We start from the raw sequence: 21,336 nt of genomic DNA on the forward strand, positions 1-21,336 counted from the left end.
CGGGTGGTCAGGCGTGCGCGGGAACGGACACGTCCCCGGTCTCGGTCTCGGGCAGTTGGGACTCGAGCTCGCGTACGAGGGGCAGCACCCGCTTGCCGAAGTATTCGACCTCCTCGTGGTAGTGCAGGAAGCCGAGCAGGAGGAGGTCGACGCCGAGCTTCTTGTAGGCGACGATGCGCTCCGCGACCTGTTCCGGGGTGCCGATGAGCCCGGTCCGGAATCCGTCGTTGTACTGGACGAGGTCCTGGAAGGTGGAGTCCTGCCACATGCCCTTGCCGTCGGCGGTGGACTGCCCGGCCTGCTTCACGGCCGCCCCGAAGCCCTCGACGGCCTCGGTGTCCGCCCGCGCCACGATCTCCCGCAGGGTCTCGTGGGCCTCGGCCTCGGTGTCGCGGGCGATGAGGAAGCCGTTGAGGCCGAACTTCGGTGCCGTACGTCCCGCTTCCGCCGCCGACCTGCGGACGTCCGCGAGCTGTTCGGTCACCCCGTCGAAGTCCTTGCCGTTGGAGAAGTACCAGTCGGAGACCCGGCCGGCCATCTGCCGGGCGGCGGTGGAGTTGCCGCCCTGGAAGATCTCCGGGTGCGGACGCTCGGGGGTGTTGAGGGGCTTGGGCTTGAGAGAGAAGTCGCGCAACCGGTAGAAGTCACCGGCGAGTTCGGCGTGGTCCTCGGTCCAGAGCCGGCGCAGGGCGGTGATGAACTCCTCGGCGCGACGGTAGCGCTCGTCGTGTTCCAGCCAGGGCTCGCCCAGCGCGGTGAACTCGCCCTTGAACCAGCCGGAGACGACGTTGACCGCGAAGCGGCCGTTCGAGAGGTGGTCGGCGGTGGCGCCGAGCTTGGCGAGGACGCCGGGGTGCCACAGTCCGGGGTGCACGGCCGCGATGACCTTCAGGCGCTGGGTGGCGAGCAGCAGGGCGAGGCTGAAGCTGGTCGACTCGTGCTGGTACTCGGCGCCGTAGCTCGCCATGTAGCGGACCTGGCTGAGGGCGTACTCGAAGCCGTTGTTCTCGGCGAGGACGGCGAGTTCGCGGTTGTAGTCGTACCCCCAGTCGGTGCGCTGCTCGATCTTGCTGGTGACCAGTCCTCCGCTGACGTTGGGGACCCAGTACGCGAATTTCACGGGCGCTGCGGACATGCGGAACTCCTGTTGCGGAATGTACTCGGTTTTCGGGCACGCCGAATTCCGGGCAGGCGAAAGGGCACGCGAAGGCCGGGGAATTCAGGCGGTGAAGGGGAGTGCGGGGCGGCGGACCGGGACGAGGATCAGGCCGCGGGGCAACAGGAGGCGCTGGAGACGCGCGCGAGGTCGACGTGGCGTCGCCGCGTGAGGTCCAGTCGCATCTTCATGCCGTCGATCGTGGCAGTCGCCGGCGACGGCAGTCAAGGAAAACCCGACCGTTCTCGTATCGCGGACCATTGAATTTCACGAAGGTGTGACAGGGAATCCCTTGAACGCTCCCGGGAAACGGCCGCATTGTGCGGTGGTGCGGATAGAACAGCTGGAATACATCGCGGCCGTCACCCGGCTCGGCTCGCTGCGCCGGGCCGCCGAGGAACTGCGTTTGTCGCAGCCCGCGTTGAGCGAGACCGTGCGCAATCTCGAACGGGAGCTCGGAGTCGATCTGCTGGAACGCAAGCGGTCCGGCGCCACGATGAGCGCGGAGGGCCGGGAACTGCTGCCGCACATCGTCGGCGTACTGGAGGCGGTGGACCGGCTGAGGTCGGCCGCGGGCGAGCAGCACCGGGTCAGTCGCATGGTGCGGGTGGGCACGGTCAACGCGGCGACCGTGCCGCTGCTCATCCCGGTCGTCCGGGACTTCCGGGCCGCGCACCCCGTCACCCAGGTGGAGGTGGTGGGCGCCCAGCAGGCGGAGATCCACCGGGCCCTGACCGAGGGCGGTTTCGACCTCGGTCTGGTCAACCATCTGGACGGGGACGACGTGCCGGCGGGTTTCGAGTCGACCGAGCTGCTGCGCGGCCGTCCGGTGGTGTGCGTGCGTCCCGACAGCCCGCTGGCGTCCCTGTCGGTGGTCTCGGTCGAGGATCTGCTCGGCGTGCCCCTGATCGCCATGCGCGCCGGGTATGTGATGCACCGTTACGTCCACCGGCTGCTGGCCGGGCGCGCGCCGTCCTTCTCGTACTCCACGGACGGCGCCGAGATGGGCAAGCTGATGGTCGCCGAGGGTCTGGGCGCGACGGTGCTGCCCGACTTCAGTGTCGTCGGGGATCCGCTGGAGCGGTGCGGCGTGCTCACCCACCGGCCGCTCACCGACGGCGCCACGCGGGTGCTGCTGATGCTCCAGCGCCGCCGGGCGGAGTCCGTGCCGCAGGCGGCGCGGGACCTGCACGAGGCGTTCGTGTGCCGGGCGCGGGAACTGGCGGACCGCCGGTAGACCGCCGCCGGTCCCGGTCAGGGCCGTCCGTCGTCGTCCTGCCGCTCGACCACCACGAGGAAGGCGTCGGACTTCAGGTCCATCACCACGGTGGCGGGTTCGCCCGCGGCGCGGCGCGCCGCCGCGAACTCCTCCGCCGGCCACGATCCGCGCGGAGCCCCCGCAGGAAACCGCTCCAGCACCTTCGCGCCCATAGCGGCAGGTCACCTCCAGTATCGACAGGGTTACGGGCTTTTCGCCGTGTGTACTACTCCGGCTGCCCTGGATCGGCGTGGACATGACCCGGATCGGGGCCGATGTCCGTGAGGGCGCATCCGAAGGCCCCGTCCGCGTGGAAGGGATGTGTGGAAGGGATCTCAGGGGGGCCGACAGGAAGGACGGACGGCCGATGAGCGGTGACGAGGCCGGAGCGGGGCCGCGCTGTCTGGTGACGGGTGCCACGGGGTACATCGGCGGCCGGCTGGTGCCCGAGCTGCTGGCCGCCGGGTACCAGGTGCGCTGCCTGGCCCGCTCCCCCGGCAAGCTGCGGGACCATCCATGGGCGGGTGACGTGGAGGTGGTCCGGGGAGACGTCACGGACGCCGCCTCGGTCGCCGCGGCGATGCGGGACGTCGACGTCGCCTACTACCTGGTGCACGCGCTGGGCACGGGCAGGGGCTTCGAGCGGACCGACAGCCGGGCGGCGGCGGTCTTCGGGGAGGCGGCGCGGGCCGCGGGCGTCCGGCGCGTGGTCTACCTCGGCGGACTCACCCCGGCGGGCGTGCCGGAGCACGCGCTGTCGCCGCACCTGCGGTCGCGGGCGGAGGTGGGCCGCATCCTGCTGGACTCGGGGGTGCCGACCACCGTCCTGCGCGCCGCGATGATCATCGGGTCGGGTTCCGCCTCCTTCGAGATGCTCCGCTACCTCACCGAGCGCCTCCCGGTGATGGTCACCCCGAGCTGGGTGCGCACCCGCATCCAGCCCGTCGCCGTACGGGACGTCCTGCGCGCCCTCGTCGGCAGCGCGGGCATGCCGCACGACGTCAGCCGGGCCTTCGATCTCGGCGGGCCGGACGTCCTGACGTACCGGGACATGATGACCCGGTACGCGGCGGTGGCGGGTCTGCCCCGCCGGGTCATCATCCCCGTGCCCGTGCTCACGCCCGGACTGTCGAGTCACTGGGTGGGCCTGGTGACTCCCGTGCCCGCGTCCCTCGCCCGGCCGCTCACCGAGTCGCTGCGGCACGAGGTGGTCTGCCGCGAGCAGGACATCACCCGGTACGTGCCCGCACCCGCCGGTCACCCCGTCGGCTTCGACGAGGCGGTACGGCTGGCCCTGCGGCGGGTGCGCGAGGCCGGTGTCAGCACGCGCTGGTCCTCCGCCTCGGTGCCCGGCGCGCCGAGCGATCCGCTGCCCACCGACCCCGACTGGGCGGGCGGCAGCCTGTACGCCGATCAGCGCGAGGCGCGGGTGGACGCGCCCGTCGACGCGCTGTGGCGGGTGATCGAGGGCGTCGGCGGTGAGAACGGCTGGTACTCCTTCCCGCTCGCCTGGGCCCTGCGCGGCTGGCTGGACCGGCTGGTCGGCGGGGTGGGGCTGCGCCGGGGCCGCCGGGACGCGCAGCGGCTGCGCGCGGGCGACTCGCTGGACTTCTGGCGGGTGGAGGAGATCGAGCCGGGCCGGCTGCTGCGGCTGCGGGCCGAGATGCGGCTGCCGGGCCTGGCCTGGCTGGAGATGTACGCCGAGCCGGACGGCACCGGCCGCAGCCGGTACCGGCAGCGCGCCCTGTTCCATCCGCGCGGGCTGCTCGGTCACGCGTACTGGTGGAGCGTGTCGCCGTTCCACGCGTTGGTGTTCGGCGGCATGGCCCGCAACATCGCGCGCGTCGCGGCCGGCCGCCCGCTCACCCGGACGGAGGAACGCCAACCGGTCCGCTGACGCCCGCGTCCGGCGGGCCGCCCGGGCCCGAACCAGCTCATCGCCCGTACCGTCCACACCGTCTCCTGCGGAGCCCCCATGAACGTCTCGGTCGTCCTGTTCACCTCCGACCTGCGCCTGCACGACCATCCGCCGCTGCGGGCCGCCCTGGAGGGCTCCCGCCAGGTGGTCCCCCTCTTCGTGCGCGACCGGGGCGTGGACGCGGCCGGGTTCGCCGCGCCCAACCGGCTGGCGTTCCTCGCCGACTGCCTGCGGGATCTGGACGCGGGGCTGCGCCGGTGCGGCGGGCGGCTCGTCGTCCGGTCGGGTGACGTGGTCGACGAGTTGTGCAAGGTGGTGGCCGAGACGGACGCCGACGAGGTGCACATGGCGGCCGACGTCAGCGCGTACGCGCACCGCCGGGAGGAGCGGCTGCGGCGCGCCCTGGAGGCGGACGGGCGCCGGCTGCACGTGCACGACACGGTGACCACGGCGGTCGTTCCCGGCGCGCTGACCCCGGCCTCCTCGGACCACTTCGCGGTGTTCACACCGTACTTCCGGCAGTGGTCGAGGCAGCGGCTGCGGGACGCGCTGGGCGCTCCCCGGACGGTTCACGTGCCGGACGGAGTCGGTTCGGAGGGGATCTGGTCGCGTGCCTCGGTGCCGGGGGTGTCGGAGGGGCTGGCCGCGGGCGGCGAGGCGGAGGGCCGGAGGCGGCTCGCGGCCTGGCTGCGCTCGGGCGTCGCCGCGTACGAGGACCGCCACGACGATCTGGCGGGCGACGCGACCTCCCGTCTCTCACCCCATCTCCATTTCGGCACGCTCTCCCCCGTCGAACTCGTCCACCGGGCGCGTGAGGCGGGCGGCCCGGGCGCCGAGGCCTTCGTACGGCAGCTCGCCTGGCGCGACTTCCACCGCCAGCTCCTGGCCGCCCGGCCGGCCGCCGCCGGCGCCGACTACCGCACGAAGCACGACCGCTGGCGGACCGAACGCACCGCCGGGGACGACATCGAGGCCTGGCGGGAGGGCCGCACCGGCTACCCGGTCGTGGACGCGGCCATGCGCCAGCTGCGCCACGAGGGCTGGATGCACAACCGCGGGCGCCTGCTGACCGCGAGCTTCCTGACGAAGACGCTGTACGTCGACTGGCGGGTGGGAGCCCGGCATTTCCTGCGGTTCCTGGTCGACGGCGACCTCGCCAACAACCAGCTCAACTGGCAGTGGGTGGCGGGGACCGGCACGGACACCCGCCCCAACCGCGTGCTCAACCCCGTCACCCAGGCCAAGCGCTACGACCCCGAGGGCGCCTACGTACGGCGGTGGGTGCCGGAACTGGCATCACTGGAGGCGCCGTCGGTGCACGAGCCGTGGAAGCTGCGGGGCCCGGAGCGGGCGGCGGTCGACTACCCGGAGCCGATCGTCGAACTGTCCGAGGGGCTGGCCCGTTTCCGGCAGGCACGGGCGCGCGAGTGAGGCCGCAGGTCCTGAGGGCCGTCACCGCGAACCGCCGGGCGGAGCCGCCCCGTACGCGTCGGCCAGCAGGTCGAGGGCCTCCCGGAGCCCCGCCGGACGCGGCATGCCCCGGGTGCGGCGGCCGGCCCAGCCCGGGCCGGCCGGCACCACCAATGGCCGGCGGCGCGCGCCCTTGACGCCCCATTCCGTGGCGGCGACGTCGCGGGCCAGCGGCGGGCTCGCCGTGGCGCGTGCCTGCGCCCACAGGACCACGGCGGCCGGGCCCAGCCGCCGTACCGCCGCCGCCAGCGCCGGGGCGGGCACGGCGGCGCCGAACATCCGGGTGGGGAGCCGTAGTTCGCCCAGGGCGGCGTTGAGCGCCTCCAGCGGCAGGGTGTGCTCCTCGCCGGGGACGCAGGCCAGCAGCACGGGACCGGCGGCCGGCGTGCCGCCCGCCGGGACGGGCGGCTGCGTGTGGCGGCGCAGGGTGGTCGAGACGTGCCAGGACAGCAGGTGCTCCACCTCGACGTAACGGTCCCCCGAGGACGCCCACTTGCGTCCCACGGCGTGCAGGGTCGGCACCATCACCTCCTGCCAGGCGGCGATGAGCCCGTGCTCCGCCACGGCCGAGGCCAGCAGCGCCTCGACGGCCGCGGCGTCGAGGCGTACGGCGGCGCGGGCCAGCCCCCGGCACTCCTGGCGCACCTCGCCCAGCGGCAGGGCCCCGGCCGCCCGCGAGCGTCCGGCCGCGGGGGCCGGTCCCCGGTCGGGGGGCGGCGCGGCGGCCGTACGGTCGGCGGCGCTCGTCGCCCGTCCGGCCGCGCGGGCGGCCTCGGCAGGCGGTACACCGGCCGAGGTCAGCCGGCACATCGTCTCCAGGACCGCCACGTCCCCGGGGGTCCAGCGGCGGTGCCGGCCGTCGGCGCGGACCGCGGGGCCGAGGCCGTACCGGCGGTCCCAGGAGCGCAGGGTGGTAGGCGACACGCCGAGCCTGCGGGCCAGCGCGCCGGTGGTCACGGCGGCACCGGCGGCCGGCGTGCCCTCCGGTTCGCGAACCGTGTCGAAGTCACCCACACGGTGACTATACGACGCAGAATCGATGCGAGTTGAGACCCTCCCGGCGGGCTCCCACCATGACGCACGGATGACAGTCTTCTCAGGTCAGGAGCGACGGCCATGAGCCATACCGACGAGGACCTGGCACGCAGCCTGCTGACGGGCGACGACGCCTGCCTGGCGGCGGTCTACCGGCGCTGGTCGGCGCTGGTCTACACGCTGGCCCGGCGCTCGCTGGGCGATGCCGGGGAGGCGGAGGACGTCACCCAGCAGGTGTTCCTCGGCGTCTGGCGCGGGCGTCACGGCTACCGGCCCGAACGGGGCCCGCTCGGCGGCTGGATCGTCGGCATCACCCGGCGCAGGATCGCCGACGCCCTGGCGGCGCGGACCCGGCGCGGCGAACTGGCGACGGCCGCGGCGGCGGTCCGCCCGGCCGCGGACACCGGGGCCGGACGACCGGAGGCGGTGCTCGACCGCGTCCTCGTCCGGCGGGAACTGGCCCGGCTCCCGGCACCCCAACGCCGGGTGCTGGACCTGGCCTTCTACGAGGACCTGACGCAGCCCCAGATCGCGGCGCGCACGGGGCTGCCGCTGGGCACGGTCAAGAGCCACGCGCGGCGCGGGCTGCACCGGCTCCGGAACCTGCTCGACGAGCCTACACATAAGGAAGAAACAAGAGCAGAATGACCGTAAGCCGCGCTCACCGCATACCGCACCTGACGCGGTCAGGCCTGCACAAGCACGAAGGAGACGACTCATGGCCAACGTCTCACACAGAGGTGACATAGCGAGTCACCCCGATGTATCCGAAATGCGGGAGCGCTACGCCCGCATGCTCGGCGGTCGTGATGTGGCGCTCGTGGACGGGCCGGTGTTCCTGCTCGGTCTGTACTGCGCCGTGTCGCCCTGGATCCTCCACTACACGACGAGCCAGCCCGCGCTCGCGGCCCACAACCTGATCATGGGTATCGCCATAGGCCTGCTGGCACTCGGATTCACCACGGCCCCGGCGCGGATGTACGGCCTGAGCTGGGCCATGTGCGCCATGGGCGTCTGGATGATCATCGCCCCCTGGATCGTGGGCAGCGGCCCGGACACCGGTGTGATCGTCAATAACGTCGTCATCGGCGCGCTGGCCGTGCTCCTCGGGATGATGTGCGCCGGCACGGCGGCGAAGAGCGCGCCCATGCCGTAACTCCCATGCCGTGATCGAAGCGCCCCTGGAAGGGAGGACGCGGGGCCGGTCCGCGGACGACGGACCGGCCCCGCCGCATGTCCCCTTCGCCGTCGGGGTCCTCGGGTGCGGTCAGGTACCGGCCCGCTCCGTCTCGGGCGCCGGTACGGTGAGGTACTCCTCGGTGATCTCCTTCTGGCCGAAGGGCCACACCTTCTCCAGCCGGGCCCAGATCAGGAAGGCCACGCAGCCGAGGGCGAGCCAGGCCAGGGACCACTCGATGGGGTGGCGGCCCGGGGAGTTCTTGTCCGCGTAGCCGTAGATCACGCACCAGCCGGCGAAGGCCAGGACACTCGGCAGCGGGTAGAGCCACATCCGGTACGGGCGCCGCAGGGCCGGCTGGCGCCTGCGCAGCACGCTCAGCGCCACGATCTGGGCCAGCGCCTGCACGATCACCATCACCGTGGTGAGGAGCTGGATCAGGGTCGCCAGGTCGGTGTGACGGCCGATCAGGAAGCCGATCGCGGTGATCACGCCCATGGTGGCCAGGCCCAGCATCGGGAAGCGGTGCCGGGGGTGCAGCTTCCCGTACGGACGGAAGAACACCCGGTCGCGGGCCGCGTCGTAGGGCACCCGCGAGCCGCCGAGGAGCCCGGTGAACACCGAGGCGAAGGCCGTGATCAGGATCAGGACGGTCACCGTGTCGGCGGCCCCCTTGCCCCAGGTCTCCTCCAGCACCGCCGATGCCACCGAGGTGGCGGCGATGTCGTGCGGGTCGGTCATCCGGTGCCAGTCGATCACCCCGAGCGTGCCGATCTGGAGCAGCAGGTAGATCGCCATGATGCCGAGGATCGAGAAGAGGATGGACCGCGGCAGGATGCGGCCGGGGTCCTTGATCTCGGCGCCCATGTAGGCGGTGGTGTTGTAGCCGAGGTAGTCGTAGATGCCGATGGTCAGACCGGCGGCGAAACCGAGCCAGAAGTGGTCGCTCGTCAGGTCGAAGGCGTGAGCGGGGTACGTGAAGGCCAGGTGCGGGCTGAAGTCCGTGGCCGCCGCGACGATCACCAGGAGCACCGAGGCGATCATCACGGCCCACATCACGGCGGTGATCCGGGCGATGTGCTCGATGCCCCGCCACAGCAGCAGCACCACCAGGGCGATGATGCCCAGGCCGACCAGGTCGCCCTGGGTCCGGGTCAGGTCCGGGGCGAGATAGCCCAGGTACTGGACGAAGCCGACCACGCCCGTGGACATGATCAGCGGGATGAAGAGCATCGCCGTCCAGACGAACAGGAACGGCATCAGCCGGCCGGTGCGGTACTGGAACGCCTGGCGGAGGTAGACGTAACTGCCGCCGGAGCCGGGCATCGAGGCCCCCAGCTCGGCCCAGACGAGTCCGTCGCACAGGGCCAGCACCGCGCCCGCGACGAAACCGATGACCGCCTGGGGGCCGCCGAACGCGGCGACCATCAGCGGGATGGTCACGAACGGTCCGATCCCGCACATCTGGCTCATGTTGATGGCGGTGGCCTGGAACAGGCCGACGCGACGGACGAAGCCACCCGTGGGTGGCGGACTACCAGAGCTACCGGGACTACCGGGACTACCGGACATAGAAACTCCTGACGCGCGGCAGGCAGAGGGCTCGCCCGGCGGGGCCGAGTAGCCGAGTGGCCGATATAGTTAAGGAGGTTTACTAGATGCGTCAAGTATGCGCCGGGAATGCATGAGAATGGTCGGATGCCCGCCAGCGACGCCGTAGAGCAGCCGGATCAGCCCTGGAACCGGCAGCGCCTGCGCAGCACCAACGAACGGCTGCTGCTGGACCGGCTGCGGGCCCTCGGCACGGCCTCACGCGCCCAACTCGCCCGTGAGACGGGGCTGTCCAAGCCGACCGTGTCCAGTGCGCTGGCCGCCCTGGAGGCCGCCGGGCTGGTCCGCGAGGTCGGCACCCACGCCCCCGAGCGCGGCCGGACGGCGGTCCTGTACTCCGCCGACCCGGCCGCCGGTTACGCGCTCGGCGTGGACGTGGGCCGTGGCTGGCTGCGGGTGGCCGTCGCCGACCTGGACGGCACGCTGGTCGCCCGCGCCGACGTGCGCAACCGGGCCCGCGGCGCCGACGCCCTCGCCGACCTGGTGGTCTCCTCCGCCCGGCAGGTGGTCGCGAACTCCGGCGTGGACCCGTCCGAGGTGGTGCACGGCGTGGTGGGCACGCCCGGTGTGTACGACGAGAGGCAGCGGCGGGTGCGGTACGCGATGCACCTGCCGGGCTGGGGCCGCGCCGGGCTGCTGGACCGGCTGCGCGAGGAACTGGGCGTGCCGCTGGAGGTGCACAACGACGCCAATCTGGCCGCCCTGGGCGAGTACACCTACGGGGTCGGCGCGGGCAGCAGGCTGTTCGCGTACATCCTGATCGGCACCGGGCTCGGCATGGGGGTCGTCAGCGAGGGACGGCTGTTCACCGGCGCGCACGGGCTGGCCGGGGAGATCGGGTTCCTGCCGTGGCCGGGGCAGCAGAAGCCCGAGCGGCTGGAGGACGCGGTGTCGGGGGTGGCCGTCGTGGAGGCGGCGCGCCGGTTCGGGATGAGCGGGCAGCTCACGGCGAAGGCCGTGTTCGACGCGGCCCGGCAGGGCAACACGGCGGCGCGTCAGGCGGTGCGGCTGGAGGGCGAGCGGATAGCGCACACCGTGGCGGCGGCCGCCGCGGTACTGGACCCCGATCTGGTGGTGCTGGGCGGGGGCGTCGGGCACAGCGTGGACCTGCTGCTGGGGCCGGTCCGGGAACACCTCCGTACGCTCACCCCGCTGCGGCCGAAGATCGCCCCGAGCCGGCTGGGTGAGGACGCGGTGCTCCTCGGCGCGGTGGCGACGGCACTCGGGACGGCACGGGAGATGGTGTTCGAGCGCAGGTCGTCCGGGTCGTGAGCGATGCGCTCCTCACGCACGGTGATTGACACGACCTGCTCGGCGCCCTAGCTTGAGCCGGGTTAGTAAAGTTTCCTAACTTTACCGAGGCTGGAGACCGCCGTGTTCCCTCGCCCCGCCGCCCACCGCCGCCTCGCCACGGCCGCCGCCACCCTGGGCATGCTCTGCTCGCTCAACACCGGCGCCTGGGCCGGGTCCCCGCACCCCGCTCCGTCGCACGGCCGGCCCCGTACCACCCACGTCCCCACCGCCGCCGGCACCGGCACTGCGCTGACCGGCTACGCGATCCAGTCCACGGCGAAGGTGAGCGACTCCGCGTCCGCCGTCTCCTCCCCCGGTTATCCGGCGGCCGGCTGGTACCCCGCGGGGTCCCGCTCCACCGTCCTGGCGGCCCTGCTCGCCGACGGGGTGTACGCCGATCCCTTCTGGTCCACCAACCAGCAGAAGATCCCGAAGGCCGACTTCCAGGTCCCGTGGTGGTACCGCTCCGACTTCACGGTCGCCGACACCGGGCAGCGCACCTACCTCGACTTCAGCGGCGTGATCTCGGCGGCCGACGTGTACGTCAACGGCACGCGGGTCGCCCGGGCCGCGGACGTCACGGGCGCCTACACCCACCACGAACTGGACGTCACCTCGCTGGTGCGGGCGGGCACGAACACGGTCGCCTTCCGCATCCAGCCCAACGAGCCCAACAAGAACCTGACGATGGGCTGGATCGACTGGCTCCAGCCGCCGCCGGACCAGAACATGGGCATCGTCCGCGACGTCCTGGTCCGCCGCGGCGGACCGGTCGCGCTGCGCGACGCGCATGTGGTGACGAAGCTCGACGTGCCGTCGCTGGCCTCGGCGGACCTGACGGTGAAGGCGCAGGCCCGCAACGACTCCGCCGCGCCCGTCACCGCCGAGGTCACCGGAAGCATCGGCGGAACCACCTTCACCAGGACCGTCCCGCTCGCCGCGCACGAGACGAAGACCGTGACCTTCACGCCCGCCGACGTCCCCGGCCTGCACCTCGGCTCCCCGAAGGTGTGGTGGCCGGCGGGCATGGGCGGGCAGCCCCTGTACGGACTCGACCTCACCGCGTCCGTCTCCGGCACGGTGTCGGACACCGCGCACGAGAGCTTCGGCATCCGGGACGTGCGGGCGCCGCTGAACTCCGACGGGGCACGCCAGTACCGGATCAACGGCCGCGAACTGCTGATCAAGGGCGGCGGCTGGTCCCCTGACGAGTTCCTGCGCTGGGACCCCGCCTATGTCGAGGACCGGCTGAGGTACGCCCTCGACCTCGGCCTCAACACCATCCGGCTGGAAGGCCACATCGAGCCGGACGAGTTCTTCGACCTCGCCGACCGGTACGGCATCCTCACGCTGCCGGGCTGGGAGTGCTGCGACAAGTGGGAGGGGCAGGTCAACGGGAGCGGCGAGTCCGGCGACACCTGGACTGACGCCGACTATCCCGTGGCCAAGGCCTCGATGGCCGCCGAGGCAGCCCGGCTGCGGAACCACCCGAGCGTGATCTCCTTCCTGATCGGCAGCGACTTCGCGCCCGACGCCACCATCGAGAAGAACTACCTGGACGCGCTGAAGGCCGCCGACTGGACGGCCCCCGTGGTGGCCGCCGCCTCCGACAAGTCCTCGCCGCAGCTCGGCGGTTCGGGCATGAAGATGACCGGCCCGTACGACTGGATCCCGCCCGGCTACTGGTACGCCAAGCGTGAGGGCGGGGCCACCGGCTTCAACTCCGAGACCAGCGCGGGCCCCGACATCCCCACCCTCGACACCTTGCGCCGGATGATGACGCCGGCCGAGCTGGACACGCTCTGGAAGAACCCGGGCGTCAAGCAGTACCACCGTTCCCCGTCACCCGTCTTCGGCACCCTCAAGATCTACGACGACGCCCTCACCGGCCGCTACGGCGCCCCGACGAGCCTCACCGACTACGTACGCAAGGCCCAGCTCGCGCAGTACGAGGCCGTCCGCGCCCAGTTCGAGGCGTACCAGCGCAACGCGACCGACTCCTCGAAGCCGTCCACCGGCGTGATCCACTGGATGTTCAACAGCGGCTGGACATCCCTGCACTGGCAGCTGATGGACCGTTACCTCGACCAGGGCGGCGCCTACTTCGGCGCGAAGAAGGCGAACGAGCCGCTGCACGTGCAGTACTCGTACGACAACCGCACGGTCGTCGTGGTCGACAACGGACATGCCGCCGCCTCCGGACTCACCGCACGGGCGACGCTGTTCAACCCCGACGGGACGCAGAAGTACGACAAGACCGTCACCGGGGTGGCGGTCAACGGGGACGGCGCCCACAGCACCGCGCTCACGCTGCCCTCCTCGGTGAGCGGACTGTCAACGACGTACCTGGTCCGGCTGACTCTCACCGACTCGTCCGGCAAGGAGGTGAGCCGGAACGTGTACTGGCTGTCCACCGAGCCGGACACCCTCGACTGGGACAGGACCGACTGGTACTACACGCCGACGACGCACTACGCCGATCTGAAGGGGCTGGCCGCGATGGCGCAGGCGCCGCTGTCGGCGACGGCGTCCACCCGGTCGTCGGACGGCACGTCGACCACGACGGTGACCCTGCGCGCCACGGGGAGCGGGAAGACCCCGTCACTGCTGACGGACGTCCATCTCGTCGACGCGGCGGGCAAGCCGGTGCTGCCGGTGCGCTGGTCGGACAACGAGGTCGGCCTGTGGCCGGGCGAGTCGGTGACGCTGACCGCCACCTACCGCACGGCCGATCTGCATGACTCGGCCCCCAGGGTGCGGGTGTCCGGCTGGAACACGGCGGAGCAGACGGTTCCGGCGGAGTGACCCGGTGGGGGGCCGGGCCCGGACGGGCCCGGCCCCCCAGGGCGTCGGCTCACAGCCATATCGGCCGTATCAGCTCACATTGAGCGCCGTGTCGTCGACGACGAACGACGTCTGGAGCTTGGAGCCCTCCGTGCCGGTGAACTTGAGGGTGACGGTCTGCCCGGCGTAGCCGCTGAGGCTGAAGCTGCGCTGGGTGTAGCCGGAGGCGGCGTTGAGGTTCGAGTACGTCGCCAGGGTGCCCAGGACCGACCCGGAGCTGCCCAGCACCTGGACGCTGAGGGTGTCGTAGGCGGTGCTGGTGGTGGTCTCCGCCGTGTCGATGTGCAGGTAGAAGCTGAGGGTCGCGGAGCAGCCGGACGGGATGGTCACCGACTGGGAGAGGGTGTCGGTGGTGGCGGTTCCGTTTCCGTCGAGCCAGGCGTAGTACGAGCCGGTACGGGCCGACTCGCCGCTGGAGTTGGTGATGACGCCGCTGGTGGCGCTCCAGGTGGTGTTACCGGACTCGAAGCCGGTGTTGCCCAGGAGCTGGGCGGCCGTGCAGGAGCCGGAGCCTCCCCCGCCTCCGCTGCTGCTGCCCGCGCCGGCGAGCCATTCCGTGGCGTTGAGGGCGAGGGCCGCGTTGGTGGCGCCGGAGTCGTTCCAGCCGTCGTACAGGGTGTTGCCGGACTGGCCGGTGCCGTCGTCGATCGGCGAGCTGTCACCCCAGAAGGCGACGCGGCCGCTGCCGAAGGTGCTGGTGAGGAAGAAGGCGCCGGTGTTGCCGGAGTAGCCGGTGCGGTACAGCAGGCCCTTGACTGCGGAGTTGTCGGAGGGCTTGAGGGTGGCGGTCGTACCGCTGGCGATCAGGCTCTTGGAGACGGTGCCGAAGGAGCCGTGCAGGACGGGATCGCTGCTGTCGCTGATGGCCGACGGGTAGCCGGAGCTGATGCTCAGCGAGTCGATGGAGAAGCCGAACGGGTCGGTGGAGTCGACGCTGTTGTCGGTCATCAGATCGTTGAGGATCTCGACCGCGTCCTCGCCGTCGTTGTTGCGGTCGGCGCCGGTGTGGTCGGAGATCATGAACAGTCCGCCGCCGTTCTTGACGAAGTTCATGATCGCCGTCTTCTCGGCGGTGGTGAAGAGGGTGTTGGGCTCCGGCAGCACCAGGGTGTCGAAGTTCGACAGGTCGGTCGTCGACGAGCCGCCGTAGCTGAGACTGGAGCCCGAGGGCAGCGTCTTCAGGCTGTAGCCGCCGGTCTTCTGCAGGGCGACACCCCAGGAGGACAGGGCGCCGGTCCAGTCCGTCTCGGAGGACGGGGAGGAGTCCTGGGAGAGCGGGTCGGGCTGGCTGGTGGAGATGATCCAGTCGGCGTTGCCGGCCGTCTCGGCATGGGCGTTGTCGAACAGGATGCGGTGCGTGGTGGCCGCGTGAGCGGGCGCGGCGCTGGTGGTGACCTGGAGGGCGGCTCCGGTGACGAGCAGTCCGAATCCGGCCAGGGCGGTGGTGACTCTGCGGCGGGATCTCCTCGATCCAAGCATCCGGCGAACCTCCGTGTGGGTGGGGTAGAGGCGGTGCGGGCGCCAAGTCTGCGCGCGTAGAACCGGGTTGAGGGTTCTACACGCGTCAATCGATTGAAAGGTACATGGCATGACGGCCCTGTGAACAGAAAGTCCCGGCATTCACAGGGAACAAGCGGAACGGACTGTTTCCACAGTAAGCGGGCAGATTGGACGAAGCGGGGATCTCGAGGAGGAGGGGCGGAGATGGAGATCTCGGGCATCATCAGCGCCATCGTCATCGGCATCATCATCGGTGTGCTGGGCCGCCTGGTCGTCCCGGGCCGGCAGCACATCGGCATCCTGTGGACGATCCTGGTCGGCATCGTGGCCGCCCTGCTGGGCTCGGCGATCGCCGCCGGGTTCGGCGTGGCCGACACCAAGGGCGTCGACTGGATCGAGTGGCTCATCCAGATCGGCCTGGCGGCGCTGGGCGTCTCCGCGCTCGACCGGTCGAGGGCGCACCGCTGACGCTCGGCCGGCCGCCGGGGTTGGGTCGGGGGTTCGCCCAGTGGGGTGCCGGGGATTCGCCATGGGCGAGTGCGGGTTGTCTGTGGCTGGTCGCGCAGTTCCCCGCGCCCCTTGGGGGCGCGTGCACGGGGCACGAGGGGTGCGGGGGACGCGGTCCCCGCCGGGGTCTGGGGCGGAGCCCCAGGGGGCGGCAACCCTTCAGTTGGCCGTCACGGGTGGGAGGGTGGGAGACCCCGGGGTCCAGGGGCGGAGCCCCAGGCGGGGTCTGGGGCGGAGCCCCAGGGTCGACCCCGCCCAGGGTTCACCGGCCAAGCCCAGCGGCAGCGACCTCGTACACGTATGGCGTAGTCGTGGTGAGCCGGTGGAAGCCCAGGCGCTCCAGGATGGGACGGCTGAGGGCCGAGGCGTCGACCTGGAGGTAGGGGTAGCCGTGGGCCGCGGCGACGCGGGCGCGGTGGGCGACCAGGGCCCGGTAGATGCCGCGGCCCCGCCATGCCTCGACCGTGCCGCCGCCCCAGAGCCCGGCGAACCGCGTGCCCGGAACCAGCTCCATACGGGCCGCGGAGACCGGCTCCTCGCCGGCCAGCGCGACGACGGCCACGACGGTGTCCGGGGCGGCGGCGAGCTGGGCGAGCAGCTGGTGACGCAGCCGGGTGCCATCGGCGCCGAAAGCCCGCTCGTGCACGTCCACCACGAGGTCGACGCCGTCCCGGTCGACGGCGGGCACGATGCGGATGCCTTTCGGCGGTTCCGGGTCGACGGTCAGATCCGCCACTTCGGCGATCATCAGCGTCTCCTCCGGTTCGCGCGCGAACCCGGCCGCGGTGAGCCGTGATCCGAGGTCCACGGGGAGGTCGTGGCCGTACAGCTTCCACTCGAAGTCGCGGCCCAGGCCCGTGAAGTACGCGACCTGCTCGGCGATCACCGCGTCGGCGGTCGTGTCGTCCAGGGCGGACCACAGGACGGCGTTCCAGCCGTGCGCGTCCGCGACGTGACGCACCAACGCACCGGTGCGCTCCACCCGGGCGCCGGAACCGTCGGGCCGAGCGCCCGCGCGCATCTCCCGGTCGTAGAGGTCGAGCACTGCAGCATGATCCATACGCCCACTCCAGCATCCGCGGCCGGACAGGGCAACGGAATATCCGCTAGCCCAGTTCGAGCGTCGTCACGCCGAACACCCGCTCTGTGGCGTACGGGCGGACCGGGCCGGTGTACATGCGTGCCGTCTCGAAGGAGGGGGTGAGACCGGCCGCCTCGGCCAGGGCGACCGCCGCGGTGTTCGGCTCGGGCACGTCGAGGGCGACCTCGGTGCCGGCCGCCTCCGCGGTGAGGGCGGCGAACAGGGCGCGGGCGTCGTCCGCTCCGTCCGCGAAGAGGGGGCCGATGCGCAGGCCGTCGCGGGCGGGCCGGATGACACCGTAGCCGGTGATGCGGTCACCGTCGTGGCGGACGACGGTCCGGTGTCCGGGGTCGGTCAGCCACTCGGCCAGGAAGCGCGGGCGGTCGGCCGGGTGGCAGGCGCTGTCGTAGGCGGTGACGGCCGCCAGGTCGGCGGGGCCGGCCGGGCGGACGCCCGAGGGCGGTTCGGCCGCGGGGGCGGTGCCGGCGAACCGGACGGTGCGGTAGGCGAGTTCGAAACCGGACTGACGGTAGTTTCCCTGCTGGGCGACCACGCCGTCCAGGCCGACGGTCCGGTTCCCGGCGTGCGCCAGGGCCGTCTTCCAGGTGGTGATGCCGTGGCCGCGGCCACGCAGGTCCGGGCGCACCAGATAGCAGCCCAGGAAGGCGTAGTCCGTGCCGTAGTTGACGACCGAGACGGCCGACACCGGTTCGCCGTCGATCCGGCCGAGGAAGAAGCCCTCGGGGTCCTGCGCGAAGAACGCGGGTCCGTCGGACAGCCCGGGGTTCCAGCCCTCGTCCGCCGCCCACCCGCTGATCACCGGCCAGTCCGCGAGGGTGGCCCGCGTGATGACGAGGTGCTTGGGGGCTTCAGAGGTCATCGGGCGCTCCATTCCGTGGCGTTGGTCGATCGCGCCCGCAGCATCCTTCCCGATCACACGGGGATCCGCTACGACGGGATCGAGCCGTTGACCGGCCACGGCCGGGCCCCACCGGTCGGGGGGCCGGTGGGGCCTCGGGAGGGGGGTGGAGGTGGCGGCCGGTGTCAGCGCTCCGCGTGGGAGCGGAAGCGGCGGTACAGGACCGTACCGGCCAGCAGGAGCGCGGCGCTCGCGGCGGCGGCGGGCACCATCTCGTCCGCTCCCGTGTGGGCAAGGGTGGAACCGGCCCGCGGCGGCGCGGAGTCGGGCGTCGCGTGACGGGGGTGGGTCTTGGTCACAGGGGTCGGCCGGGGAACCGCGCGCGTCGGAGGCGTGGGGTTCGACGGCTGCGGCGAGTTGTCGCCGGGGCCGTTCACCGACGTGTTGCCCTGCGCGGGGTTGCCGGCGCCGACCACACTCACGGTGTTCCCGCTGACGTTCACCGGGAGGTCCACGGGGAGCTGGACGCCGTTGCCGGACAGCACACCCGGGGAGTCCTGCGCGCTGCCGTGCGCGGAAGCGCCGCTGTGCGCGGAACCGCCACCGCTCGCCGACGCGCCGCCGGACGCCGTGCTCCCGGACCCGCCGGACCCGCCGCCGTTGGCGCAGGCGTTGCCGGCCGCGGGATTGAGCAGCCCCACCACGTTCACGGTGTTCCCGCACGCGTTCACCGGCACGTGCACCGGCAGTTGGACGGTGTTGCCGGAGATCAGCCCGGGCGAGCCGGCCGCCGAGCCGTCGGCGGCGGCGCCGTCGGCCGCGAAGGCGGCGCACACCGGCATCGCCACGGCCATCGCGCCGGAGGCCGCGACGACGCCGATCACACCGTTTCGGGTAAGCCGTCTCATCGGTTCCCTGCCTTCCAGACATGTAGCGCGGGCGATCACCCGCACCGCTCTAAACGCAGGCGATCCAATCCGAGTTATGGCTTATCGGCCTTTCACCCCATCGAGTGGGTCCGACTGTCGAACCACACGCAAAGTAATCGAACGATCACGGACCGTGCGTATGATACGACGCCGCATGCTGCTGCGCCCGCCCGGAGGCGTGCCCTCCGGGGCCCGCCTAAGGTGAGCGGGAGACGCCGTCCCGGTCCACAGTGGGGGTCCCTGGAGGCATCGATGCTGGCGAAGCTGTCCACCCGGCCCGCCACCCGGCGCTGTACGGGCGTCGGCGCCGTGGCGCTGACCCTGCTGGGAGCGGGACTGCCCGCCACGGGGACCGGCCCGCCCCAGCCCGACCTTTCCCGGTTCTACCGGCAGAAGATCGTCTGGTCGGCGTGCGAGGGCCCCGACATGCCCGCGGACCTTCAGTGCGGCAAGGTCACCGTGCCGCTCGACTACGCCCGGCCGGACGTGGGCACGCTGGACGTGGCCCTGGCCCGCTACCGGGCCACGGGCAGGTCACGCGGCTCGGTGCTGCTCAACTTCGGCGGGCCGGGCGGTGCGGGCATCAACGAACTCGCCTTCGGCGGCAAGGACTTCATGGGCCTGACCAACGGCTACGACGTGGTCACCTTCGATCCGCGCGGGGTCGGCCGGTCCTCCCCCGTCAGCTGCGGGGACGGGTCCGACCAGGCCTTCGCCGCCACGGAGGACGGCGCGGTCGTCGGCGATCCGCGGGCCGCCCTGGAGAAGGTGCGCAAGGCGGCGGCCGAGTGCGCCGCGCACTCCGGCCCGGTCCTGCCGTACATCGGCACCGTGAACGTCTCCCGGGACCTGGACGTCATGCGACAGGCCCTCGGCGACAAGAAGCTGAACTATCTGGGCTTCTCCTACGGGACCCGGCTGGGCGCGGTGTACGCGGCCCAGTTCCCCGGCAAGGTGGGCCGGCTGGCGCTGGACGGTGTGGACACGCTGACCGAACCGCTGGCCGAGCAGGGCATCGCGGGCGCCTCGGGGCAGCAGACGGCGCTGGACGACTTCCTGGACTGGTGCGCGACCGACCCCTCCTGCCCCTTCGGGCAGGACCGGCGTGCGGCCGGCGAGCAGATCGTCCAGCTGGTGCACTCGCTGGACGCGGCTCCGGTACCCACGCCCTTCGGCGACCGCTACTCCGGCCAGGACCTGGTGGGCGCCATCAGTCAGGGGCTGTACAGCCAGGACCTGTGGCCGCTGCTGGAGCGGGCCCTGGCCTCGCTGGTGGCGGACGGGGACACGCGCGGGGTGGAGAACCTCGCCTCGGGCGGCATTGCGCGGCCCGCCGGACGCTCCGGTGACGGCGGGCTCGTGGGCCCGGACGAGGTCCCCCCGGACAACCTCCCGGCCGCCCTGATGGCGGTCAACTGCGCGGACGACCCCGACCGCCCGGGCGCCGGACAGATAGTCGAGGCACTCCGGCGGCTGCGCGGGCAGTACGAGCACGCGTCGCCCGTCTTCGGCCGGTACCGGCTCACCCAGCTGGTGATGTGTTACGGCCGCCCCCGGGGCACCGACTTCATCCGTGACCGGGTCAAGGACCTGCACACGCCGAAGCTGCTCCTGGTCGGGACCCGGGGCGACCCCGCGACGCCGTACCGCTGGACCGTGGAGACGGCCGCGCGGCTCGGCCCGTCGGCCGTGGTGCTCGACAACAGGAGCGAGGGGCACACCGGTTACTCCTCCTCCACGTGCGTACACCGCAAGGTCGACGACTTCCTGCTGTACGGCTCCCTGCCGGCCAGCGGCAGTTCGTGCGGGGCGGACCGGGAGCCGGTTCTCAACTGAGGCGAAGGAGTCAGCGCGAAGTCCGACTCGCGGCGGCGGACGGATCAGGCCACCGGCACGGGGCTCAGGAACCGGTCCAGCACGGCGGTCAGTTCGGCCGGCTTCTCCAGCGGCAGCTCGTGCCCCGCGTCGATGATGCGGATCACCGCGTCCGGGTACGCCGTCGCCATCCGCAGCATCTGCTTCACCGGCAGCTGGATGTCGTGGTAGCCGTGCACCAGCAGGGTGGGCGTGCGGATCTCGCCGACCCGGTCGAGGACGTCGAAGGCCCGCATGGCGCCGTACAGCGTCATGACCACCTCGCGCGGGGTCGCCGCCGAGGCCTTGATGTGCTCCCGGATCCGCTCGCGCGGGTAGCCGGGGGCGAAGGCCCGCTGGATGTTGGCGGCGACGAACAGCTTGAAGGGCACGAGGGTGGAGGCCGCCATGAGCAGACCGCGGCCCCGGCTGAAGGCCATCCGGCTGATGGAGCCGACCAGGACCAGGCGTTCCACCCGCTCGGGGTGGGAGAGTGCGATGGTCTGGGAGATCATCCCGCCCATGGAGTGACCGATCAGCACGCAGCGCTCGACCTCGAGGTGGTCGAGGAGGGCCAGGACGTCCCCGGCCAGTTCCTCGATCGTGGGCACCCCCGACCCGCCGCTCTCCCCGTGCCCACGCAGGTCCAGCCGGATCACCCGCCGCTTCCCGGCGAAGTGGGCGATCTGGTGGTCCCAGCGGCGCCGGTTGGCCGTCCAGCCGTGGACGAACACCAGGGGCACGCCGTCGCCGTCACGGGGGCCTTCGTCGTCGTACGTCAGCGCTGCGCCGTCGACCTCGAACTGCGGCATGGGGCGTCTCCAGGAGTGCGAGCGGGTTACTG

Annotated in this window: 19 protein-coding genes; 9 read left to right on the forward strand and 10 right to left on the reverse strand. The window is 72.1% G+C overall.

From position 1 onward, the window contains the following. Nucleotides 1–7: 7 nt before the first annotated feature. Complete coding sequence (sfnG, locus tag ACH45E_RS00980) at nt 8–1,135, reverse strand: dimethylsulfone monooxygenase SfnG (protein ID WP_361436613.1); 1,128 nt, start codon at nt 1,133–1,135, stop codon at nt 8–10. A 128-nt stretch (nt 1,136–1,263) separates the two neighbouring features. Continuing rightward, nucleotides 1,264–1,347, reverse strand: a complete 84-nt coding sequence (locus tag ACH45E_RS00985) for a putative leader peptide (RefSeq protein ID WP_356352894.1) — start codon at nt 1,345–1,347, stop codon at nt 1,264–1,266. Between the two features lie 137 nt (nt 1,348–1,484). On the opposite strand from ACH45E_RS00985, the gene ACH45E_RS00990 reads away from it, so the two are divergent. Continuing rightward, on the forward strand, nt 1,485–2,393 hold the full coding sequence (locus tag ACH45E_RS00990; protein ID WP_361436610.1) for a LysR family transcriptional regulator: 909 nt from the start codon (nt 1,485–1,487) through the stop codon (nt 2,391–2,393). 17 nt (nt 2,394–2,410) lie between these two features. On the opposite strand, the gene ACH45E_RS00995 is transcribed toward ACH45E_RS00990, so the two are convergent. Next, a complete protein-coding gene (locus ACH45E_RS00995; protein ID WP_361436607.1) occupies nt 2,411–2,587 on the reverse strand; it encodes a hypothetical protein in 177 nt (58 codons plus the stop codon). Nucleotides 2,588–2,781: 194 nt separating this feature from the next. Between ACH45E_RS00995 and ACH45E_RS01000 the strand changes: the two genes are divergently transcribed. Together ACH45E_RS01000 and ACH45E_RS01005 are read left to right on the forward strand one after the other, a co-directional pair. Continuing rightward, nucleotides 2,782–4,311 (forward strand): SDR family oxidoreductase, encoded by a 1,530-nt coding sequence (locus ACH45E_RS01000; RefSeq protein ID WP_361436604.1) that lies wholly within the window; start codon nt 2,782–2,784, stop codon nt 4,309–4,311. Nucleotides 4,312–4,389: 78 nt separating this feature from the next. Beyond that, nucleotides 4,390–5,763 (forward strand): deoxyribodipyrimidine photo-lyase, encoded by a 1,374-nt coding sequence (locus tag ACH45E_RS01005; protein WP_361436601.1) that lies wholly within the window; start codon nt 4,390–4,392, stop codon nt 5,761–5,763. 21 nt (nt 5,764–5,784) lie between these two features. On the opposite strand, the gene ACH45E_RS01010 is transcribed toward ACH45E_RS01005, so the two are convergent. Continuing rightward, nucleotides 5,785–6,816 (reverse strand): MerR family transcriptional regulator, encoded by a 1,032-nt coding sequence (locus ACH45E_RS01010; protein WP_361436598.1) that lies wholly within the window; start codon nt 6,814–6,816, stop codon nt 5,785–5,787. A 102-nt stretch (nt 6,817–6,918) separates the two neighbouring features. Here ACH45E_RS01010 and ACH45E_RS01015 point away from each other — a divergent pair, with 102 nt between their 5' ends. After that, nucleotides 6,919–7,485, forward strand: coding sequence for a sigma-70 family RNA polymerase sigma factor (locus tag ACH45E_RS01015; RefSeq protein ID WP_361436595.1), 567 nt, complete (start codon nt 6,919–6,921; stop codon nt 7,483–7,485). A 70-nt stretch (nt 7,486–7,555) separates the two neighbouring features. Continuing rightward, the gene (locus ACH45E_RS01020) at nt 7,556–7,993 is read left to right on the forward strand and encodes an SPW repeat protein (protein WP_361436592.1); all 438 of its coding nucleotides are present in this window, start codon (nt 7,556–7,558) and stop codon (nt 7,991–7,993) included. 111 nt (nt 7,994–8,104) lie between these two features. Here the strand turns inward: ACH45E_RS01020 and ACH45E_RS01025 are convergent, their stop codons facing one another. Then, the gene (locus tag ACH45E_RS01025; RefSeq protein ID WP_361436589.1) at nt 8,105–9,586 is read right to left on the reverse strand and encodes an APC family permease; all 1,482 of its coding nucleotides are present in this window, start codon (nt 9,584–9,586) and stop codon (nt 8,105–8,107) included. A gap of 126 nt (nt 9,587–9,712) precedes the next feature. Between ACH45E_RS01025 and ACH45E_RS01030 the strand changes: the two genes are divergently transcribed. Together ACH45E_RS01030 and ACH45E_RS01035 are read left to right on the forward strand one after the other, a co-directional pair. Further along, nucleotides 9,713–10,897 (forward strand): ROK family protein, encoded by a 1,185-nt coding sequence (locus ACH45E_RS01030; RefSeq protein ID WP_361436586.1) that lies wholly within the window; start codon nt 9,713–9,715, stop codon nt 10,895–10,897. Between the two features lie 102 nt (nt 10,898–10,999). Beyond that, complete coding sequence (locus ACH45E_RS01035; protein WP_361436583.1) at nt 11,000–13,723, forward strand: glycosyl hydrolase 2 galactose-binding domain-containing protein; 2,724 nt, start codon at nt 11,000–11,002, stop codon at nt 13,721–13,723. Nucleotides 13,724–13,792: 69 nt separating this feature from the next. On the opposite strand, the gene ACH45E_RS01040 is transcribed toward ACH45E_RS01035, so the two are convergent. Beyond that, nucleotides 13,793–15,241: a hydrolase gene (locus ACH45E_RS01040; protein WP_361436580.1), complete on the reverse strand. Its 1,449-nt coding sequence runs from the start codon at nt 15,239–15,241 to the stop codon at nt 13,793–13,795. Between the two features lie 225 nt (nt 15,242–15,466). Between ACH45E_RS01040 and ACH45E_RS01045 the strand changes: the two genes are divergently transcribed. After that, complete coding sequence (locus ACH45E_RS01045; RefSeq protein ID WP_361436577.1) at nt 15,467–15,730, forward strand: GlsB/YeaQ/YmgE family stress response membrane protein; 264 nt, start codon at nt 15,467–15,469, stop codon at nt 15,728–15,730. A 301-nt stretch (nt 15,731–16,031) separates the two neighbouring features. Here the strand turns inward: ACH45E_RS01045 and ACH45E_RS01050 are convergent, their stop codons facing one another. The 3 genes from ACH45E_RS01050 to ACH45E_RS01060 all read right to left on the reverse strand — a co-directional run bounded on the left by ACH45E_RS01050 (nt 16,032) and on the right by ACH45E_RS01060 (nt 18,617). Next, the gene (locus ACH45E_RS01050; RefSeq protein WP_361436574.1) at nt 16,032–16,829 is read right to left on the reverse strand and encodes a GNAT family N-acetyltransferase; all 798 of its coding nucleotides are present in this window, start codon (nt 16,827–16,829) and stop codon (nt 16,032–16,034) included. Nucleotides 16,830–16,875: 46 nt separating this feature from the next. Continuing rightward, nucleotides 16,876–17,730, reverse strand: a complete 855-nt coding sequence (locus ACH45E_RS01055) for a GNAT family N-acetyltransferase (RefSeq protein ID WP_361436571.1) — start codon at nt 17,728–17,730, stop codon at nt 16,876–16,878. A gap of 164 nt (nt 17,731–17,894) precedes the next feature. Next, nucleotides 17,895–18,617, reverse strand: a complete 723-nt coding sequence (locus ACH45E_RS01060) for a chaplin (RefSeq protein WP_361436568.1) — start codon at nt 18,615–18,617, stop codon at nt 17,895–17,897. 273 nt (nt 18,618–18,890) lie between these two features. Here ACH45E_RS01060 and ACH45E_RS01065 point away from each other — a divergent pair, with 273 nt between their 5' ends. After that, nucleotides 18,891–20,474: an alpha/beta hydrolase gene (locus ACH45E_RS01065; protein WP_361436565.1), complete on the forward strand. Its 1,584-nt coding sequence runs from the start codon at nt 18,891–18,893 to the stop codon at nt 20,472–20,474. A gap of 44 nt (nt 20,475–20,518) precedes the next feature. On the opposite strand, the gene ACH45E_RS01070 is transcribed toward ACH45E_RS01065, so the two are convergent. Beyond that, the gene (locus ACH45E_RS01070) at nt 20,519–21,304 is read right to left on the reverse strand and encodes an alpha/beta fold hydrolase (RefSeq protein ID WP_361436562.1); all 786 of its coding nucleotides are present in this window, start codon (nt 21,302–21,304) and stop codon (nt 20,519–20,521) included. Nucleotides 21,305–21,336 lie beyond the last annotated feature (32 nt).

The organism is Streptomyces sp. NPDC020299 (assembly GCF_044387825.1).
Taxonomy (GTDB): Bacteria; Actinomycetota; Actinomycetes; order Streptomycetales; family Streptomycetaceae; genus Streptomyces.

Coding starts and splice junctions, on each gene's coding strand:
- sfnG (WP_361436613.1), bottom strand. CDS start 1,135: ATGTCCGCAGCGCCCGTGAAATTCGCGTACTGGGTCCCCAACGTCAGC.
- ACH45E_RS00985 (WP_356352894.1), bottom strand. CDS start 1,347: ATGAAGATGCGACTGGACCTCACGCGGCGACGCCACGTCGACCTCGCG.
- ACH45E_RS00995 (WP_361436607.1), bottom strand. CDS start 2,587: ATGGGCGCGAAGGTGCTGGAGCGGTTTCCTGCGGGGGCTCCGCGCGGA.
- ACH45E_RS01000 (WP_361436604.1), top strand. CDS start 2,782: ATGAGCGGTGACGAGGCCGGAGCGGGGCCGCGCTGTCTGGTGACGGGT.
- ACH45E_RS01005 (WP_361436601.1), top strand. CDS start 4,390: ATGAACGTCTCGGTCGTCCTGTTCACCTCCGACCTGCGCCTGCACGAC.
- ACH45E_RS01015 (WP_361436595.1), top strand. CDS start 6,919: ATGAGCCATACCGACGAGGACCTGGCACGCAGCCTGCTGACGGGCGAC.
- ACH45E_RS01020 (WP_361436592.1), top strand. CDS start 7,556: ATGGCCAACGTCTCACACAGAGGTGACATAGCGAGTCACCCCGATGTA.
- ACH45E_RS01025 (WP_361436589.1), bottom strand. CDS start 9,586: ATGTCCGGTAGTCCCGGTAGTCCCGGTAGCTCTGGTAGTCCGCCACCC.
- ACH45E_RS01030 (WP_361436586.1), top strand. CDS start 9,713: ATGCCCGCCAGCGACGCCGTAGAGCAGCCGGATCAGCCCTGGAACCGG.
- ACH45E_RS01040 (WP_361436580.1), bottom strand. CDS start 15,241: ATGCTTGGATCGAGGAGATCCCGCCGCAGAGTCACCACCGCCCTGGCC.
- ACH45E_RS01045 (WP_361436577.1), top strand. CDS start 15,467: ATGGAGATCTCGGGCATCATCAGCGCCATCGTCATCGGCATCATCATC.
- ACH45E_RS01050 (WP_361436574.1), bottom strand. CDS start 16,829: ATGGATCATGCTGCAGTGCTCGACCTCTACGACCGGGAGATGCGCGCG.
- ACH45E_RS01055 (WP_361436571.1), bottom strand. CDS start 17,730: ATGACCTCTGAAGCCCCCAAGCACCTCGTCATCACGCGGGCCACCCTC.
- ACH45E_RS01060 (WP_361436568.1), bottom strand. CDS start 18,617: ATGAGACGGCTTACCCGAAACGGTGTGATCGGCGTCGTCGCGGCCTCC.
- ACH45E_RS01065 (WP_361436565.1), top strand. CDS start 18,891: ATGCTGGCGAAGCTGTCCACCCGGCCCGCCACCCGGCGCTGTACGGGC.
- ACH45E_RS01070 (WP_361436562.1), bottom strand. CDS start 21,304: ATGCCGCAGTTCGAGGTCGACGGCGCAGCGCTGACGTACGACGACGAA.